Annotated in this window: 15 protein-coding genes; 6 read left to right on the top strand and 9 right to left on the bottom strand. The window is 60.6% G+C overall.

Annotation, left to right across the window (positions count from 1 at the left end; genetic code table 11):
- The 4 genes from ccmA to HMPREF3142_RS13120 form a co-directional block, all read right to left on the bottom strand.
- The coding region (ccmA, locus tag HMPREF3142_RS29865; RefSeq protein ID WP_228706477.1) for a heme ABC exporter ATP-binding protein CcmA at nt 1–403 on the bottom strand (403 nt) is incomplete at its 3' end.
- Between the two features lie 83 nt (nt 404–486).
- Nucleotides 487–1,827 (bottom strand): c-type cytochrome, encoded by a 1,341-nt coding sequence (locus HMPREF3142_RS13130; RefSeq protein WP_012541447.1) that lies wholly within the window; start codon nt 1,825–1,827, stop codon nt 487–489.
- 10 nt (nt 1,828–1,837) lie between these two features.
- Nucleotides 1,838–3,622 carry a GMC family oxidoreductase gene (locus tag HMPREF3142_RS13125; protein ID WP_002908285.1) on the bottom strand — a complete coding sequence of 595 codons (1,785 nt, stop codon included), beginning with the start codon at nt 3,620–3,622 and terminating at the stop codon, nt 1,838–1,840.
- Between the two features lie 2 nt (nt 3,623–3,624).
- Nucleotides 3,625–4,380 carry a gluconate 2-dehydrogenase subunit 3 family protein gene (locus tag HMPREF3142_RS13120; RefSeq protein ID WP_017899589.1) on the bottom strand — a complete coding sequence of 252 codons (756 nt, stop codon included), beginning with the start codon at nt 4,378–4,380 and terminating at the stop codon, nt 3,625–3,627.
- Nucleotides 4,381–4,880: 500 nt separating this feature from the next.
- On the opposite strand from HMPREF3142_RS13120, the gene HMPREF3142_RS13115 reads away from it, so the two are divergent.
- Complete coding sequence (locus HMPREF3142_RS13115; RefSeq protein ID WP_070612126.1) at nt 4,881–5,252, top strand: VOC family protein; 372 nt, start codon at nt 4,881–4,883, stop codon at nt 5,250–5,252.
- 7 nt (nt 5,253–5,259) lie between these two features.
- Here the strand turns inward: HMPREF3142_RS13115 and HMPREF3142_RS13110 are convergent, their stop codons facing one another.
- The 3 genes from HMPREF3142_RS13110 to HMPREF3142_RS13100 all read right to left on the bottom strand — a co-directional run bounded on the left by HMPREF3142_RS13110 (nt 5,260) and on the right by HMPREF3142_RS13100 (nt 9,255).
- Entirely contained in the window at nt 5,260–6,330 is a 1,071-nt protein-coding gene (locus tag HMPREF3142_RS13110; RefSeq protein ID WP_008804521.1) for an ABC transporter ATP-binding protein, read from the bottom strand.
- Nucleotides 6,323–8,092, bottom strand: coding sequence for an ABC transporter permease (locus HMPREF3142_RS13105; RefSeq protein WP_008804520.1), 1,770 nt, complete (start codon nt 8,090–8,092; stop codon nt 6,323–6,325). The genes HMPREF3142_RS13110 and HMPREF3142_RS13105 overlap by 8 nt, the downstream gene beginning before the upstream one ends.
- A gap of 74 nt (nt 8,093–8,166) precedes the next feature.
- On the bottom strand, nt 8,167–9,255 hold the full coding sequence (locus tag HMPREF3142_RS13100) for an ABC transporter substrate-binding protein (protein WP_012541442.1): 1,089 nt from the start codon (nt 9,253–9,255) through the stop codon (nt 8,167–8,169).
- Nucleotides 9,256–9,558: 303 nt separating this feature from the next.
- On the opposite strand from HMPREF3142_RS13100, the gene HMPREF3142_RS13095 reads away from it, so the two are divergent.
- Complete coding sequence (locus HMPREF3142_RS13095) at nt 9,559–10,638, top strand: malate/lactate/ureidoglycolate dehydrogenase (protein WP_060876487.1); 1,080 nt, start codon at nt 9,559–9,561, stop codon at nt 10,636–10,638.
- A gap of 246 nt (nt 10,639–10,884) precedes the next feature.
- Nucleotides 10,885–13,035: a formate dehydrogenase subunit alpha gene (gene fdhF / locus HMPREF3142_RS13090; protein WP_023322793.1), complete on the top strand. Its 2,151-nt coding sequence runs from the start codon at nt 10,885–10,887 to the stop codon at nt 13,033–13,035.
- Between the two features lie 42 nt (nt 13,036–13,077).
- On the opposite strand, the gene HMPREF3142_RS13085 is transcribed toward fdhF, so the two are convergent.
- Nucleotides 13,078–14,235, bottom strand: a complete 1,158-nt coding sequence (locus HMPREF3142_RS13085; protein ID WP_070612125.1) for a M20 aminoacylase family protein — start codon at nt 14,233–14,235, stop codon at nt 13,078–13,080.
- 296 nt (nt 14,236–14,531) lie between these two features.
- Here HMPREF3142_RS13085 and HMPREF3142_RS13080 point away from each other — a divergent pair, with 296 nt between their 5' ends.
- From HMPREF3142_RS13080 to HMPREF3142_RS13070, 3 genes are all read left to right on the top strand, one after another.
- Nucleotides 14,532–15,731 carry an MFS transporter gene (locus tag HMPREF3142_RS13080; protein WP_070612124.1) on the top strand — a complete coding sequence of 400 codons (1,200 nt, stop codon included), beginning with the start codon at nt 14,532–14,534 and terminating at the stop codon, nt 15,729–15,731.
- 91 nt (nt 15,732–15,822) lie between these two features.
- Nucleotides 15,823–16,257: a VOC family protein gene (locus tag HMPREF3142_RS13075; RefSeq protein ID WP_070612123.1), complete on the top strand. Its 435-nt coding sequence runs from the start codon at nt 15,823–15,825 to the stop codon at nt 16,255–16,257.
- Nucleotides 16,258–16,298: 41 nt separating this feature from the next.
- Nucleotides 16,299–16,691: a VOC family protein gene (locus tag HMPREF3142_RS13070; protein WP_070612122.1), complete on the top strand. Its 393-nt coding sequence runs from the start codon at nt 16,299–16,301 to the stop codon at nt 16,689–16,691.
- Between the two features lie 130 nt (nt 16,692–16,821).
- Here HMPREF3142_RS13070 and HMPREF3142_RS13065 read toward each other — a convergent pair whose 3' ends face one another.
- A complete protein-coding gene (locus HMPREF3142_RS13065; protein ID WP_165454066.1) occupies nt 16,822–17,409 on the bottom strand; it encodes a DUF1062 domain-containing protein in 588 nt (195 codons plus the stop codon).
- Nucleotides 17,410–17,727: the final 318 nt, after the last annotated feature.

Below are 17,727 nucleotides of genomic sequence, written 5' to 3'. Positions count from 1 at the left end.
CCCGCCGCTGTTGCCCGGCGGAGAGCTGGCTCAAGGGGAGATCTTCATAGCCCGCCAGGCCGATGGCGGCGAGGGCGCTTTCCCGCTGCTGAAGGCGGCTGGACGGAAAGAAGAAACGCAGGTTTTCATCGGCGGTCAGCGCCGCGTTGACGCCGGGTTTATGGCCCAGCCACAGCAACTGACGATGAAATGACTCCCGGACCTTCGCCAGCGGCTGCCCCTGCCAGCTCACCACCCCGCTTTCCGGGCGCGCCAGGCCGCAAAGGATCCGCAGCAGCGAGGTTTTCCCCGCGCCGTTATCACCGGCGACCTGCAGCAGCTCGCCGGCAGCGAGGGACAGCGTCAGCGCCGCAAATAGCGGTCGATCGTCAACGATGCAGGTCAGTCGCTCTGCATGCAGCATGAAGGCAAACTCCTTGATTCAGACAGTATTTTACGTCGTGGCTAAGTATGGGTTGCGCCGCGCGGGCGACGCAACCCTGACGATTACTGTCCGGCCCCCGGCAGCTTCGAGATATCGGCGTTGCCTAACGCCTTCTCATCGTGCGCTGCGGTCTCCTTACGCACCTTCGCCACATCGCTGGCGCTGACCGCCGGCGCATTGTTGCCCCAACTGGTGCGGATAAAGTTGACCACATCCGCCACCTGCTGGTCGTCCAGACGCCAGCCGAACGACGGCATGGTCAGGTTGGAGACCGCATCTTTCACCGCCGGCGTGGTGCTCCCGGTCAGAACGATATGGATAAGCGAAGTGGCATCTTCGGTCTGTACCACCGGGTTGCCCTTCAGCGACGGGAAGGCGCGTTTATAGCCCGCGCCGTCGGTGCGGTGGCAGGCGGCGCAGTTATCAACGTACAGCGCGGCGCCGGTTTTACTGTCGTTACCCTTCCACAGATCTTTCGCCACGCTGTCTTCCACCGGGGCTGGGGTCTGTTTGCCGCCGCGCGGCGGGAGCGACTTCAGATAGCGGGCGATGGCGGTGATGTCGTCATCAGAAAGATACTGCAGACTGTGCTCCACCACATCGCTCATGCCGCCGAAGACCACCGATTTATCGTTGCGTCCGGTTTTCAGGAACTCGGCCAGCTCAGCCTCGCTCCAGGTCCCCAGACCGTCGCGGTTTTCGCCGCGCAGGCTGGAGGCGACCCAGCCGTCAATCGGCGCATTGCTGCCCGCCAGGTAATCATCGCCTTCGCTTTCGCTGAGCGCTTTTTCCTGCATCGTCAGACTGCGCGGGGTATGGCAGGCGCCGCAGTGGCCCAGGCCTTCCACCAGATAGCGGCCGCGCTCCAGCACCGGGTCAACCTGCGGGTTGGCGACAAAGTCGCTCGGCGTCGGGGCGAAGATGCCGCGCCAGAACGCCAGCGGCCAGCGCATCGACAGCGGCCACGGGATGTCGGTGTCCTTGTTGGCGGCATTCACCGGTTCCACGCCATGCATAAAGTAGGCGTACATGGCGCGCATGTCCGCTTCACTGATCCGCGCGAACGAGGGATACGGCATCGCCGGATAGAGCGTGGAACCGTCTTTCCGCACGCCCTTACGCACCGCGTCGTCAAACTCTTCGAAGGTGTACCCGCCGATGCCGTGTTCTTTATCCGGCGTGATATTGGTGGAGTAGATGGTGCCGATCGGCGTCTCCATCGGCAAACCGCCGGCGAAAGGTTTCCCCGCTTTGCCGTTGGTGTGGCAGGCGACACAGTCCCCCGCCCGCGCCAGATACTCCCCCTGCTTAATCAGATTGCTGTCCGCAGGCGCCTCTTCGGCAAAAGCCGCGCAGCTCAATGCCCCAAGCACCAGGGCCGATAACCATTGCATTTTCATCATCTGCCTTCCTTTATGCCTGCACCAGGGGTCCCGGATTTTTCAGATACTGCTCGCGGATCGCCTTCGCTGACCAGTAGGCCAGCGCGGCCACCGTGCCGGTTGGGTTGTAGCCCAGCCCCTGCGGGAACGCGGAGGCGCCGATGACGAAGACATTATGCACGTCCCAGCTTTGCAGATAACGGTTAACGGCGCTGGTTTTCGGATCTTCCCCCATCACCGCCCCGCCGTTCATATGGGTGGTCTGGTAGGTGGTGGTATCAAAGTGGCTGTTGGCGTTTTTCGGGCTGCCGAGGATATATTTCGGCTTCATCGCTTTGGCGATCGGCGCCATCTTATCGAACATAAACTGCGCCATCTTGATGTCGTTTTCCTGCCAGTCGAAGGTCATGCGCAGCAGCGGCTGGCCGAAGACGTTTTTGTAGTTCGGATCAAGATCGAGGTAGTTCTGCCGATAGGACTGGTGCGCGCCGTGGGCATCCATCGACAGGTGATGGGTGTAGGTATCGGCCACCGCCGCTTTCCACTTGCTGCCCCACGCCGGGGTGCCCGGCGGTACCGGGAAACCGGAGATGGGCTTGGTCCCGGCCTGGTTGACCCAGAATGGAGAACCGCCGACAAAGCCCGCCGCGCCGTGGTCGAAGTTGTCGGCGTTGAAGTCGTCGACCCCGACGCCGTTGCCGCCCGCGCCGATAAACGGGTTGGTATAGGTGTCTTTGTCGAAAATGGCCTTGATGGTGGTCATGTTCTGGTAGGCGAAGTTACGCCCCACCACCCCTTCGCCGGTCTCCGGATTGTACGGTTTGCCGATCCCGGAGAGCAGCATCAGGTGCACGTTGTGGAACTGGAAGGCGCCGATAATCACCAGGTCCGCCGGCTGTTCCATTTCGCGCCCCTGGCCGTCGACGTAGGTCACGCCGGTGGCGCGGGATTTGTCGTCGGTCAGGTTGACCTTCAGCACGTTGGCGTTAGTCCGCAGCTCAAAGCGTTTTTCCTGGCGCAGCGCCGGCAGGATGTTCACGTTCGGCGAGGCTTTGGAGTACATGTAGCAGGCGTAGCCGCTGCAGAAACCGCAGAAGTTGCACGGGCCCATCTGCGCGCCGTAGGGGTTGGTATAGGAGTCGGAAGTGTTGGCCGACGGCAGGTTATAGGGGTGATACCCCACTTCCAGCGCCGCTTTTTCAAACAGCTGCGCCGACCAGGTGTTTTTCTGCGCCGGCAGCGGGAAGTCGTCTGAGCGGTCCGGGGCGAAGGCGTTGCCGCCGCGGCCTTTGCCGACCACCTTGCCTTTGATCGACCAGGCGGTCCCAGAGGTGCCGAACACTTTTTCCGCTTTATCGAAGAACGGTTCCAGCTCGTCGTAGGTGACACCGAAATCCTGGATGATCATATCCTGGGGAATGAAGTTTTTGCCGTAGCGTTCTTCATAGTGGCTGCGCATCCGCAGTTCGATGGGATCGACGCGGAAATGCACGCCGGACCAGTGCAGCCCGGCGCCGCCCACGCCGGTACCCGGCAGGAAGGCCGCCAGCTGGCGATACGGCACCGCCTGCTGGCTGGTGTTATGCCGGATGGTGACAGTGCTTTTCGACAGATCCTGGAACAGCTTGCGGCGGATGTTGTAGGTCAGCTCATCAATCACCTGCGGATAGGCGCCATCCGGCCAGGTGTCGCGCATCGGGCCGCGCTCCAGCGCGACGACGTTGAGCCCGGCTTCGGTCAGCTCTTTGGCCATGATTGCCCCAACCCAGCCGAAGCCGACGATCGCGACATCGGTTTTTTTCAATACGGTGGCCATAATTACGCCCTCTCCCCATTAATTGATACCGGCGGGAAGGGGTAGCGTTCGCCCCGTTCAACCCAGTCCATAAAGTCGGCGCGCGCGCCGGGAAAATTAATCAGCGTCCAGCCGACCATGCCTTTATTGCCGCCATGGATCGGGTCGCTGAAGAACCCTTCGCGGGTGTTCTGTAGCAGATAGGTGAAGAACAGCGAGGCCGGCAGCTGTTTGAACTCGGCTTTGCCGGATTCCCACAGGCCGAGCGCCTCGTCCTGTTGCTCGTTGCTCAGTTCAGCGAAGGTCTTGTGATACTTGTCCTGACACCACGCCTCGGCATCAGCGATCCCGAGGTTATAGATCTGTTTAGGCACCAGCGGCAGCTGATAACCCATCTCTTTCGGCACGTCGGGGTTGAAGGGCCCCTGCATATACCAGATGGAGCCGGTGGCGTAAGGGGTATTAAGCTGGCGGTCGATAAACTCCGGGACGCCGGCCTCTTTGGCGCCGGGACCGAGTTCATCCGCTGGGATCAGGCGCGCGACGGCGGCGTTGATAAACGCCCACTCACGATCGTTGAAGAACTGCGGCTTCCAGTCGCTGGCCGCCGCCGTGTTCCCGGAAGCAGGCTCAGACGCGGGGGCCGCCTGCGCGGTCGCGCTGGTGGCCACGCCAATGGCCCCTGCTCCCGCGCCGCCGATCACCACCGTCGGGATCAGCGCCATCGATTTCACCAGGAAATCACGCCTGGAATTGTTGGTTTTCTCGCTCGACATCATCACATTCCTGTCATTGAAAATTACTGTTTTTGTCGCAGACAAACCCAGTGAATGTCGTGCTGGAACCGATACCATTGCGCTTTCAAACCGCTTAGCGTCTGGCCCGGCCCGGCAAGTCGGATAAAACATCGCCAGAGGCGATATCATTTATAGGGTTATCGTTTGGATAGTAGACGATTCTCAACGAAACGCGGGAAATCGGAGAGAAATTCACCGGAATGTCATCGTGAGAAGGGTGCTGCCATAACCTTGAGGCGGTAAACCAGCGGCATTCACACCGCGCTGAGCTTACCCATGCGCCATAAAAGAGTGACTTGTATCACAAATGTTATTTTTTGTTTATGGTACATGGCAGATTAAACGTCTGTAAATACTCGTATTAGGAATAATTAAACATTTTGAGCTGTTAAAAAAGTTAATAACCGTTGTTAACTATTTTGCATCTATTTCCCGGCTAACGCGTTCAGCTGGCGATCCCCATCCACAGGAGAAGAGAAGATATGTTCGATCATGTGAAATTCGGCGCTAGCGACTATGCCGCCAGCAAAGCGTTCTTTTTACAGGCCCTGGCCCCGCTTGGCGTAACGCTGGTTGGCGAAGGCGAGCCGACCTATGGTGCAGAGCTGGCCGGCAGCGGTGATGCCTCTTTATGTCTCTACCAAAGTGCGGAAAAACCAGCGCCGCTGCACATTGCCTTTCGCGCCGACAGCCGCGAGCAGGTCGATGCCTTCTGGCAGGCGGCGCTGGCCGCCGGAGGAAAGGACAACGGCGCGCCGGGGGTACGGCCAAACTACCACGCCAGTTACTACGCCGCCTTTGTGATTGCGCCAGACGGGCACAATATTGAAGCCGTGTGCCATCTGGCGTCTTAACGGGCGGTTACCGCTGCGGAAAAATCCACACATCCTCCGCCGGGAGCGTCAGATGGCAGTGTTCGGCATCGCGCAGCGCCGTTCCGTAGGCGCGCAGCGGAAAGTCGTCGCCTTCGGTACGGAACAGGTACTCCCAGCGGTCGCCGAGGTACATGCTGGTCAGCAGCGGGAGCTGGAGGCTATTATCCTGCGCTGCGCCGTCGAGACGCAGGCGCTCGACGCGGATCACCGCCGTCGCCGGCTGGCCAACGCTGACCCCCTCGCCCGCTCGACCCCACAGCGTCCAGCTGGCGCCTTCAACCCTCGCACGACCGTTTTCCAGCGCCGTCACCTTACCGTGCAGACGGTTATTGCTGCCCATAAACTCGGCGGCGAACAGCGTCGCCGGGCTGCCGTACATCTCCTGCGGCGTCCCCTGCTGCTCAATGACGCCGTTGTTCAGCAGCAGAATACGATCGGAGATGGCCATTGCTTCATTCTGATCGTGGGTGACCATCAGCGCCGACAGGCCCAGCTTGATGATCAGCTCGCGCAGAAACACCCGCGCCTCTTCGCGCAGTTTGGCGTCAAGGTTGGAGAGCGGTTCATCCAGCAGGATCACCGGCGGGTTGTAGACCAGCGCCCGGCCGATGGCCACCCGCTGCTGCTGGCCACCGGAGAGCTGGTGCGGATGGCGGTTGCCGAGGTGCCCCAGCCCCAGCTGATCCAGTACGCGCTGCACCCGCTCTTTTATCTCCCCCGCAGCCACTTTACGCAGCTTCAGCGGATAGGCCACGTTGTCGAACACCGTTTTGTGCGGCCACAGGGCATAGGACTGAAAGACCAGGCCCAGGTTACGCTCTTCGGCCGGGATCTCGCTGCGCGGCGTGCCGTCGTACACCGTGCGGTTGCCGATGGCGATCCGTCCGCTCGTCGGTTTTTCCAGCCCGGCCACCGCCCGCAGTAGCGTGGTTTTGCCGCTTCCCGACGGCCCCAGCAGCGACACCACCTCTCCCCGGCCAAGCGTCATGGAAACCCCCTTCAGCACCGGGTTGTCGCCATAGGTGAGATGCAGATTTTCTACCGATAACTCAATCATGTAATTTCACTCCAAAGCGCAGGGCGATACCAAGGCCAATCACCACCAGCAGAATATTGATAAAGGAGAGCGCCGCGACGATATCGATGGCCCCCGCCGCCCACAGCGACACCAGCATCGAGCCGATGGTTTCGGTACCCGGCGACAGCAGATAGACGCCGGTGGAATACTCGCGCTCAAAGATAAGGAACATCAGCAGCCAGGAGCCAATCAGCCCATAGCGCGACAGCGGGACGGTCACGTGGCGGGTGATCTGCCCCCGGGAAGCGCCGGTGCTGCGCGCCGCCTCCTCCAGCTCCGGGCCCACCTGCAGCAGCGTCGAAGAGATGAGCCGCAGGCCGTAAGCCATCCATACCACGGTGTAGGCCAGCCAGACGCTGAAGATGGTGTTGCGCAGGGCACGCAGTTGCACGATAAGGTGTTCGCGCAGCCAGTCGGCCACCGGCAGCGCCGAGAGCCAGCCGTGCTTCAGCGACTGATCGAGCCACATCGGCACAAACAGGAACACCCACAGGAAGGCCAGACCGGCCAGCAGCCCCGGCACCGCACGCGGGACCAGCACGCTGTAGTCGAGAAAGCGGGTGACGTTGTCCGCTTTGCGGTGCATGGCGATGCCGACAAACAGATAGCAGATCACCGCCAGCGCGCCGCCGACGATGCCGATAGCCATCGAGTTGACGATCGCCCGCAGCAGGTTGGGCTGCTGCCAGATATTGTGGAACGTCGCCAGCGACAGCTCATCCCACAGCGACACCCCGACGCCCCAGTTAGAGATAAAGGCGCGCAGCGCCACGCCGAGCAGCGGCACGCCGATGGTCACCGTCAGCCAGGCCACCACCACCGCCCCGGCCACCCAGCGCCATTTGCCCAGCGGCAGCGCCCGCGCCTGCGACGCCTTGCCCTTCATGGTGACAAAGCGGTTGGCGGTGCGCATCAGTCGCCGCTGGAGCATCACCAGCGGGATGGTGATGCAGATCAGCACCACCGCCACCGCCGCCATCAGATGGTAGGAGGGGGTGCCGAGCTTGTTGGTCAGCTTATAGAGATAGGTCGCCAGCACCATGTTGCCCTCGGGGTCGCCCAGCACCAGCATCAGACCGAAAACCTCCAGACCGAGGAAGAAGAGCAGCACGCAGGCGTAAAGGATGGATGGCCGCACCATCGGCAGACTCACCGAGGTCATCACCTGCAGCGGGGTAGCGCCGACGGTGCGCGCCGCCTCTTCCACGTCGGAACCGACGCTGCGCAGCGCCGAAGAGATATAGAGATAGGCGTGCGGAACGTGGGTTAAGCCGGCGATGACCACAATGCTGAACATCGAGTAGATGTTCCACGGCACAAAGCCGATCAGCTGCTGCGCCCACTGGGAAAAGAAGCCTACCGGCCCGGCGGCCACCACGTAGCCAAAGCCCAGCACCATCGGCGAGACGAAGATCGGCACCAGGATCAGCGGCTCAATGATCCGCCGGCCGGGTAAATCGGTGCGCACCATCAGAAACGCCAAAATACCGCCCAGCGGAATGGCAATAATCACCAGGCCAAAGGCCAGAATAAAACCTGACCTTAATGCCAGATAAAAATCCGGGTCGGTAAAAATAAAGGCGAACGCTTCCAGACTCCACGATTTGGAGCGGGAAAAGAATGGCGCGGAGAGAAAACTCTGCACCACAATAAATAACAGCGGGACATAAATCACCAGCGCCGTGATGCACACCACCACGCCGCGCGGCAGCCCCTGCCACTTTCTGCGTAATACATTCATGGTTCATCCCTTTGGTCAGGAGAAAAAACCCGCCGGGTGTGAATAAGGGGCATCGGCGATGCCCCGAAGGAGGATTATTTCGCGGCGGCGCTGCGCCATTGTTTAATAAACTGCAGACGTTTTTGCGGCTGTAAATAATCGAGCAGCGTTTCGTTGACCGGGATCGGTTTTAACGCTTTGCCCAACAGCGCGGTCATACCATCGATATCATTTTTACCTTCAATATCGCGACGAATAGAGGGAATATCCGCCTGGCTGGCGAGGATCTGCTGGCCTTTTTCCGACAAGACATAGTCGAGCCACAATTTCGCCGCATTGGGATGTTCGCTCTCCTGGCTAATAAACGAAACGCGGGAGAGCACCAGCACGTAATCTTTCGGATAGGCGATGCCTAAAGAGGGATCGTTTTTCGCCCGTGCTTCGGCATAGGAGCCAAGGATGTTATAGCCGATCAGGTTTTCGCCAGAGGAGACGCGCTCCATCATCGTGCCGGTGGAAGACTGCACTGTCAGACCGCCTTTAGCGATATTCGCCAGGTCGGCAAAATAGTTCGCGTCGGCCTGGCTGTCCTGCACCGCCAGCATAAAGCCGAGGCCCGATTTTTCGATATCGTAGGTGGTGACTTTGCCTTTAAATTTATCGGCCTGGCTGGCGATCAGTTTTGCCAGCGCGGTATGCGAATCCGGAACCTCATTCTGCGGGATCAGCCGTTTGTTATAGATAAACACCACCGGCTCGTAGGTGGTGCCATAGGCTTTCTGCTGCCAGACCGCCCAGTCGGGTAATTGCTTCACCTCCGGCGAGGCATATTGTTCCGCGTATTCGGTAGCTAATTTCAGCGCGGTATCCATCGACGAGCTCCACACCACGTCCCCGCTGCCGCCCCCGGCGGCCTGCTCGCTGATATAACGGTTATACAGCTCGGTGCTGTTCATGTCGTTATATTCGACTTTTACGCCCGGATATTGCGCTTCAAATCCTTTAATTAACGGCCCGGCCGCTTTGGTATCGGTGGTGGAATAAATAACCACCTTGCCCTCTTTTACGGCGGCATCCACCGTTTTTTGATAATCCGCGGGATAGCCCGCAGGCACCTCCGCCCAGGCGGCACAGGCGAAAACGGCCGTCAGTGAAACCACTAAACCACTTATTTTCTTATACATGATACCAACCTTTAATCATCAATTAATAAACACAAATTTAACATATAGTGGTATCAGCTCCCCTTGCAACGCCGGGGCTGGCTTTTTTCTGGCTTTTGTGACAGTGGCAGAATTTAAAAATGTGGTGTTTATGGCGTTAATTAAAACGCGATCGCGGACCGGTTTTTTATCGTCTGGCGTATAACGCAGACGCTGGCGCAGTGGCGTGACGCCCGGAGCCCCCGCCCTTGACCTTCTGCGCCGGGCGGCGCAGCATAAAACGGCAAACATAACAAAATAACAACAGACTACAGGAGAGAATCAGTGCCAACAGGACACCGCTTTCTGGCGACGGATCTGCATCAGTTTGTCGTCTCACTGTTTACCCATCTCGGCAGCCGCTCAGAAGAAGCGACGCTGGTCGCCGACCACCTGATCGCCGCCAACCTGGCCGGGCATGACTCCCATGGCGTCGGGATGATCCCAAGCTATGTGAAATCCCATGCCGGCGGTTTTCTGCAGCTCAACCGCCACGCCACGGTCACCAAAGATGCCGGCGCCGTGGTCACCCTCGACGGCAACGCCGGCTTCGGCCAGGTGGTCGCCCACGAAGCGATGCAGTTAGGCATTGAAAAGGCGAAGCAGCATGGTATGGCGGCAATCGCCCTGCGCAATGCGCATCACGTCGGGCGCATCGGCTACTGGGCCGAGCAGTGCGCCGCCGCCGGGCTGATCTCCATCCACTTCGTCAGCGTGATTGGCGACCCGATGGTCGCCCCGTTCCGCGGGAAGGACAGCCGCTTCGGCACTAACCCGCTGTGCGTGGTGTTTCCCCGCGCGGGCCATCCGCCGCTGCTGCTGGACTACGCCACCAGCGCCATCGCCTTTGGTAAAACCCGCGTCGCCTGGCATAAAGGCGAAGCCGTGGCCCCCGGCTGCCTGATCGACGCCGCGGGCCGACCCACCACCGACCCGGCGGTGATGCAGACCTCGCCGCTGGGCGCCCTGCTCACCTTCGCCCAGCACAAAGGCTATGCCCTGGCGACGCTGTGCGAAGTGCTCGGCGGCGCGCTCTCCGGGGGGCAAACCACCCATCAGGAGAGCCTGCAGACCAGCGTCGACGCCATCTTTAACTGCATGACCACGGTGATCCTGCGCCCGGACGCGTTCGATGCCCCGGACAGCCAGGCGCAGACGGAGGCCTTTATCGCATGGTGCAAGCAGTCGCCGCACGATGCCGATGCCCCGGTGCTGGCGCCCGGCGAATGGGAGGCCGCCAACCGCGAAGCGCGGCTGGCGCAGGGGATCCCGCTGGATGCCGGCAGCTGGCAGGCTATCTGCGCCGCCGCGCGCGACGTCGGCCTGAGCGAATCGCACTTCGACCGGTGCCGCCCTCTCGCCTAGCCACGTTTACCCCCGCAGAGCGTCTGACGTCGGCGCTCTGCGTCATCGTCATTAGTGACGAGGTCACGTTCCCGTCATCGCACCATTTTAATTTTCACATGTAAATCAACAAATTAAATTCTGGCACAAGACCTGCATAGCGCAGCAGGCCTGCGTCTGCATCACGACCAGGCGTTACCGCGATCGTTGCCCGTCGGGCCCGGCGCGACAGCGATCCTCTGTTCACTGTTAACAGGTCTGTTACTGATGAAAAAAATCACGAGCGTGTGCCCCTACTGCGGGGCGGGTTGCAAACTTAAACTGGTTGTCGACAACAATAAAATCATTCGCGCGGAAGCCGCCGACGGCGTCACCAACCAGAACCAGCTGTGTCTGAAAGGCTACTACGGCTGGGATTTTCTTAACGATACGCAGCTCCTGACGCCCCGTCTCAAACAACCGATGATCCGCTACCAGAAAGGCGGCGCCTTCACGCCGGTCAGCTGGCAGGAGGCGATTCGCTATACCGCCAGCAAGCTCAGGGAGATCAAAGAGAAGCATGGCCCGCGCGCCATCATGACCACCGGCTCCTCGCGCGGCACCGGCAACGAAACCAACTATGTGATGCAAAAGTTCGCCCGCGCGGTGCTCAACACCAATAACGTCGACTGCTGCGCCCGCGTCTGCCACGGCCCCTCTGTCGCCGGGCTGCAGCAGGCGCTGGGCAACGGGGCGATGAGCAACTCGATCAGCGACATCGAAAACTCGAAATGCCTGCTGGTCTTTGGCTACAATTGCGCCGACTCCCATCCGATCGTCGCCCGCCGGGTGATCAAAGCCCGGGAAAACGGCGCCAAAATCATCGTCTGCGATCCGCGGCGCATTGAAACCGCGCGCATTGCCGACCGTCATCTGCAGCTCAACAACGGCAGCAACATGGCGCTGGTGAATGCCTTCGGCTATGTACTGCTGGAGGAGGAGCTGTACAACAAAGCCTATGTCGAACGCTATACCGAAGGGCTGGATGCTTACCGCGAAGCGGTGAAGGATTATGCCCCGGAAGCGGTGGAAGCGATTGTCGGGGTCAGCGCGCAGGCGATCCGTGAGGCGATGCGCATCTTCGCCGCCGCCCCTTCCGCCACTATTATGTGGGGCATGGGCGTCACCCAGTTTGGCCAGGCGGTGGACGTGGTGCGCGGTCTGGCAAGCCTGGCGCTGCTCACCGGTAACCTGGGGCGGGCGAACGTCGGCGTGGGCCCGGTCCGCGGGCAAAACAATGTGCAGGGCGCCTGCGATATGGGCGTGCTGCCGAACCTGTTCCCGGGTTATCAGGAGGTCACCGACCCCGCCGTGCGGGAGAAATTCGCCGCCGCCTGGGGTGTCGACCCGGCGCTGATGGATGACCAGGTCGGCACCCGCATCACCGAGGTGCCGCATAAAGCGCTGACCGGCGAGATCAAAGCCTACTACATCATGGGTGAAGATCCGCTGCAGACCGAAGCCGACCTCGGCCTGGTGCGCAAAGGCATCGAGGCGCTGGACTTTGTGGTGGTGCAGGACATCTTCATGACCAAAACGGCGGAAATTGCCGATGTCCTGCTGCCGGCCACCTCCTGGGGCGAGCACGGCGGCGTATTCACCTGCGCCGACCGCGGGTTCCAGCGGTTTGAACAGGCGATCCCTCCGGCGGGGAATGTGAAGCGCGACTGGGAGATCATTAGCCTGCTGGCCAGCGAAATGGGTTATCCGATGCACTATGAGAACAACCAGCAGATCTGGGACGAGATGCGCGAACTCTGCCCGCTGTTCTACGGCGTGACCTGGGAGAAAATGGGCGATATGGGCCATGTCCAGTGGCCGTGCCCGACCCTCGACCACCCCGGCACGCCGTGGCTGTATAAAGACAACCGCTTCGATACCCCATCGGGTAAAGGGCAACTGTTCGCCACCGCCTGGCGCGCGCCAGCGGAGCGCCCGGATGACGAGTGGCCGCTGGTGCTCTGCACCGTGCGGGAAGTCGGGCATTACTCCTGCCGCTCAATGACCGGCAACTGTGCCGCGCTGCAGTCGCTGGCCGACGAGCCGGGACGGGTGCAGATGAATCCGGTGGATGCGCAACGACTGGGGATCGCTGACAAACAGCTGGTGTGGGTCAGCTCCCGACGCGGGAAGGTGATCACCCGCGCCGACCTTAGCGATCGCATCAATCCGGGGGCGGTCTATATGACCTATCAGTGGTGGGTGGGCGCCTGCAATGAGCTGACCCAGGATAACCTCGATCCGATCTCCAAAACACCGGAAACCAAATACTGTGCGGTGAAAGTGGAAGCGATAGCCGACCAGCAATGGGCGGAGCGCTACGCCTGGACGGCCTACAGCGATATGAAGGCGCGACTGAAAGCCGCCGCCGACGTCTGACCTCAGGGAGCGCGCCGCGCTCCCTCTGCCGCTGCCGGTGGGTTACGCCGCCGGCAGCTGTTTCTCCACCAGCGCCACCCACATGGCCACCCCGGGACTAATCAGCGCATCGTTAAAGTCATAGCTGGCGTTATGTAGCGGCTTCGACGGGGTTTCGCCGTCGGTGCCTATCCAGAAATAGGCTCCCGGACAGACCTCCAGCATGCAGGCAAAATCTTCGGAGGCCATCGACGGCGCCTGGTTCCAGCGCACGGCTTCCGCGCCGAGGGTGGCGACGGCCACCTCGCGCACCTGCTGCGCCTGCTGCGCATGGTTTTTGGTCACCGGATAGCCCGGGAACCAGCTAATCTCACCCTGCACATCGGACACCTGCGGCTGGGTCGCCACATAGCTTTCGATAAGCTCACTCACGCGGGCGCGAACGCGATTGCTCAGGCAGCGGAAGGTACCGCGCAGCACCACGGTGTCCGGCAGGACGTTGATCGCCTCGCCGCCGTTTATCTGGGTGATACTGACCACCGCGGAATCCTGCGGCGACAGGCGGCGGGAAGGAATGGTCTGCAGCGCCATAATCAGCTGCGCCGCCGCGACGATCGGATCGGCCCCGCTCTCCGGCATCGCCGCATGACAGCTCTTTCCGCGCAGGGTGATCTCGAAGGCGTCCAGCGAGGCCATCATCGCGCCATCGCTGAGCGCCACTTCACCAAGGGGGATCCCCGGCCAGTTATGCAGCGCGTAGATGGCGTCCATCGGGAAGCGCTCGAACAACCCCTCTTCCACCATTTTGCGCGCGCCGCCGAGGTTCTCTTCCGCCGGCTGGAAGACAAAGTGGACGGTGCCGCTGAACTGGCGGGTCTGCGCCAGATGGGCGGCCGCCGCCAGCAGCATCGCGGTGTGACCATCGTGGCCGCAGGCGTGCATCACCCCGGGACGGCGCGAGCGATAGCTGACGCTCCCCAGCTCGGTGATCGGCAGGGCGTCCATATCGGCGCGCAGGCCGATGACCGGCCCGGGACCGTTTTCCAGCGTCGCCACGACGCCGGTGCCGGCCAGCCCGCGGTGTACCTGCAGCCCAAACGAGGCCAGCAGCTCCGCAACGCGGCGCGAGGTCTCCTGCTCCTGATATCCGAGCTCAGGCGCGGCGTGAAATTCACGTCGCCAGCCAACGGCTTCGGCGATCAGTGACGGCGATACGGCCATGTATTACTCCTTTCCTGCATAGCGTAATGCTGAATAATCGGTCATGCGTCGCGTTTTTTCCCCGTCGCTCACTGGCGTCGGGTCGCTGCCGCTCCCTCCGTTATATCCTGTCGTTAACACGCTGACAACGTCACGAAATGCGGCGGCGGCGCGGCGTACAGCCCTGTCGCTGCCCGGCGGTCCTTTTTTGGTAGTGATTTCAACGGTGACAACGGCCAGGCGATTAATTATTATGCAACTCAGGACGGCAATTTGCCGAAGGATCCACTACTGACCTCTCCTTCATCGGAAATAAAATGTTTAACCCAGACCAGAATCGTCTTGCCCCCACGCTGGCGATGATCATGGCCGCGTCGCTCGTGGGATTTATCACCGGCTATACGGTGCCGTTAATCAGTCTTGAGCTGGCGCAGCAGCAGATCGCGCCGCTGTACGTCGGCCTGCTGGCCGCCCTGCCGCCCGCCGGCATGATGATCTCCTCTTTCCTCTCTCCTGCGCTGTGCCGGCGCGTTGAAATGGGCGTGCTGCTGAGCGGCAGTCTGATCCTGCTGGCGCTGGCGACCATCGCCTCATGCATGACCACCGATATGACGCTGCTTTTGCTGCCGCGCCTGCTGACCGGCCTGGCCTCCGGGGTCATTATCGTGCTGGGCGAAAGCTGGATCACCGGCGGCGCGGCGGGCAGCCAGCGCGCCACCCTCACCGGCATCTACGCCTCGGCCTTTACCGGCTGCCAGCTGGCCGGGCCGTTACTGATCTCCGTCGGCCCCGCCTGGCAGGCCTCGGCGCTGATGGCGATCGTCGCGGTCACCGCCGTCTGCCTGCTGATGCTGCGCCATCTGCCCACTGGCACCCGCGAAAGCCTCGGGGAGCGCGCCAGCTGGCGCAGCCTCGGCGCTTTCCTGCCGGTACTCGCCTCCGGGGTGTTCTGCTTCGCCTTCTTTGACGCCAGCATCCTCGCGCTGCTGCCGCTGTACGGCATGGACAAAGGACTTAATGAAGGAATGGCGGTGCTGCTGGTCACCGTGGTGCTCACCGGGGATGCAATGTTCCAGACCCCGCTCGGCTGGCTGGCCGACCGGGTCGGCATTCGCCGCGTGCATCTGACCTGCGCGGTAGTCTTCAGCCTGTCGCTGCTGGCCCTGCCGCTGATGCTCGGCTCGCGCATTCAGCTGATGGCCATTTGCCTGTTGCTGGGCGCCGCGGCGGGCGCGCTTTATACCCTGTCGCTGGTGCGGGCGGGGAAAACCTTCAATGGGCAGAAGCTGATTATGATTAACGCCCTGTTCGGCTTTTTCTGGTCCGCCGGCAGCGTCGCCGGGCCGGTAGTCAGCGGCATGCTGATCGGCATCACCGGCTACGATGGCCTGATCGTCACCCTGGTGGCCAGCGGCGTGCTGTTCCTGTTGATTCAATGTCTATGCAAAAACGAGAAAACCCTGCTTGCCAGTGAGCAGGAAGAGGAGATGGATGAGGCGACGGAGTCCGCACGGTAGTCCTGACGGGCTGGCCTGGCGCCAGCCCTTTTTTATGGCCCTTACCTGAGGGTATTCTGTTCTTGCTGGCCCCCTGCCGGGAGGAAATTCCATGGAAAGCATGACGTTACATCGTGGCAGATTGATCGATCATATCCTGCTGGTTGTCGAAGACTTTGAGGCAAGCAAAGACTTCTATACTGCCGTACTGTCGGCGCTGGAGATCCCGGTTATCACCACCGCCAATGACTACTTGCTGGCCGACGAACTGGTGGTGGCCTCACGCCACAGCCCGGAGGCTGCCGGGAAACTGACTGGGCGCCACCACCTGGCATTCCAGGCCAGAGATCGTGACAGGGTGGACGCTTTTTACCATGCGGCGCTGACCCATGGCGGACATGATAACGGCGCGCCTGGCGAACGACACTATCATCCTGGTTACTATGCCGCTTTTGTGCTGGATCCGCAGGGGAATAATATTGAGGCGGTCTACCATGGCGAGGCTGAGCGCAGCGCAGGGTCTGTTGCGATCAGCTTCACGCAGTAAGCGGGCGAAAGTCACCTTTTTGCCCGCAACAGGAGGACACTATGTTTTCATACATCATGCTGGGAACCAATGACCTGCCACGCGCCATCAAGTTCTATGACCCGTTAATGGCGCTGCTGGGACACGTCAAAGCCGGCCGTAACGAACAGGGGGCGTCCTGGGGCACCTTCAACGGCAATCACACCTGCGGGCTGTGCGTGGGCGTTCCTTTTGACCAGCAGCCTGCCGGGGTGGGCAATGGAACGATGGTGGCGCTCAATGCCCGCTCCATCGCACATATTGCGGAACTGCATGCCCTCGCCCTGCAACTCGGCGGACATGACGAAGGCGCTCCCGGTCACCGGCCGCAGTATGGCGACGGTTTTCACAGCGCCTACGTCCGCGATCCCGACGGCAATAAGCTGGCGTTTGTTTATTATGCGTCTGCAGATTGAATGGCTGCAGCGGAGGTGACTTTTTCAGGCGGAGATAAGGGAGTCAGGACGGCCAACTTCGCCGTCCTTATTTCACCGAAAAATGGAATAGCCAGCAGCTCAAGCACGGCGGATTTTCTGAGCCGTCGGGTTAGCTACGGTGCCGCTTAAGCACAATTCGGCGTCGCGCATACAGCGTTTCCGCCGCCAGCTGAAAATGATATTCCATCGCCTTCAGCTTTTTCGTCTTGAGCTGTTTTAGTGGAATACCCTCGATATGCCCTGTCGCGACCAACCACCGGATTTCAGCCGTACTCAGCTTGAGCTGTTTTTTCAGTATTGATAGCAGGCTGATGCGAAATGGCTGACTGACTCTGACGCGCACCGTTATCCGCTGACATGCCATCAGCGTAACCGACCATTGCTCGTGAATACGAAAATCAGGTTGCCCCGACGGCTCGGCGCGGTTGCGCTTCAGCGTCGCGAGGTCAGCGGCATAATAGTGAACCATAGCTGCATCGTTCTGCATCAGACGCTGAAGCAGTTCACGGTTTATCTTGCTGACGTGCAGCCTGGAAAACAGGGCGATATTCCAGGTGTAATCGCAGCGCGTGCATTTATAGATGCTCCAGATATCCAGCAGCTTCTTTTGCGAATTCACCCGGATAGCGCCGGAAGGCGCGAAGTCGCGTTTTACATTGCAGGCGGGGCAGCGTTTGGCAATGTGCTGATACCCCACGGGCGTGACCGTCCATGTAACTGTCATAACGTACCTTTTTTAACCCATACGAAACCGAGTCCGTTATTAACGGACCATGATTTTTGGCGTATGAAAAATAGTTAATCGCTATTTTTCATTGGGTTAAAAAAAGATTTCCAACGTTATTTTCCTGGAGAAGTCCTCATCGGCACCCTGAGATTAACAAAGGGGTTATCGCGGGATATATGAGCCCAGTCAATGTTTGCGCGGATGATTAAAAGCTTCGTCAATACACCCAGAATGCTCAGCGGGCTGGCCTGGCGCCAGCCCGCTCGGTTTACAGCACCTTGCTGAGGA

Origin of the sequence: Klebsiella sp. HMSC16C06 (assembly GCF_001808325.1) — a bacterium.
GTDB classification, from domain to species: domain Bacteria; phylum Pseudomonadota; class Gammaproteobacteria; order Enterobacterales; family Enterobacteriaceae; genus Klebsiella; species Klebsiella variicola.
Note: the sequence above shows the minus strand (reverse complement) of the source record. Positions and strands in the feature narration are given on the sequence as shown.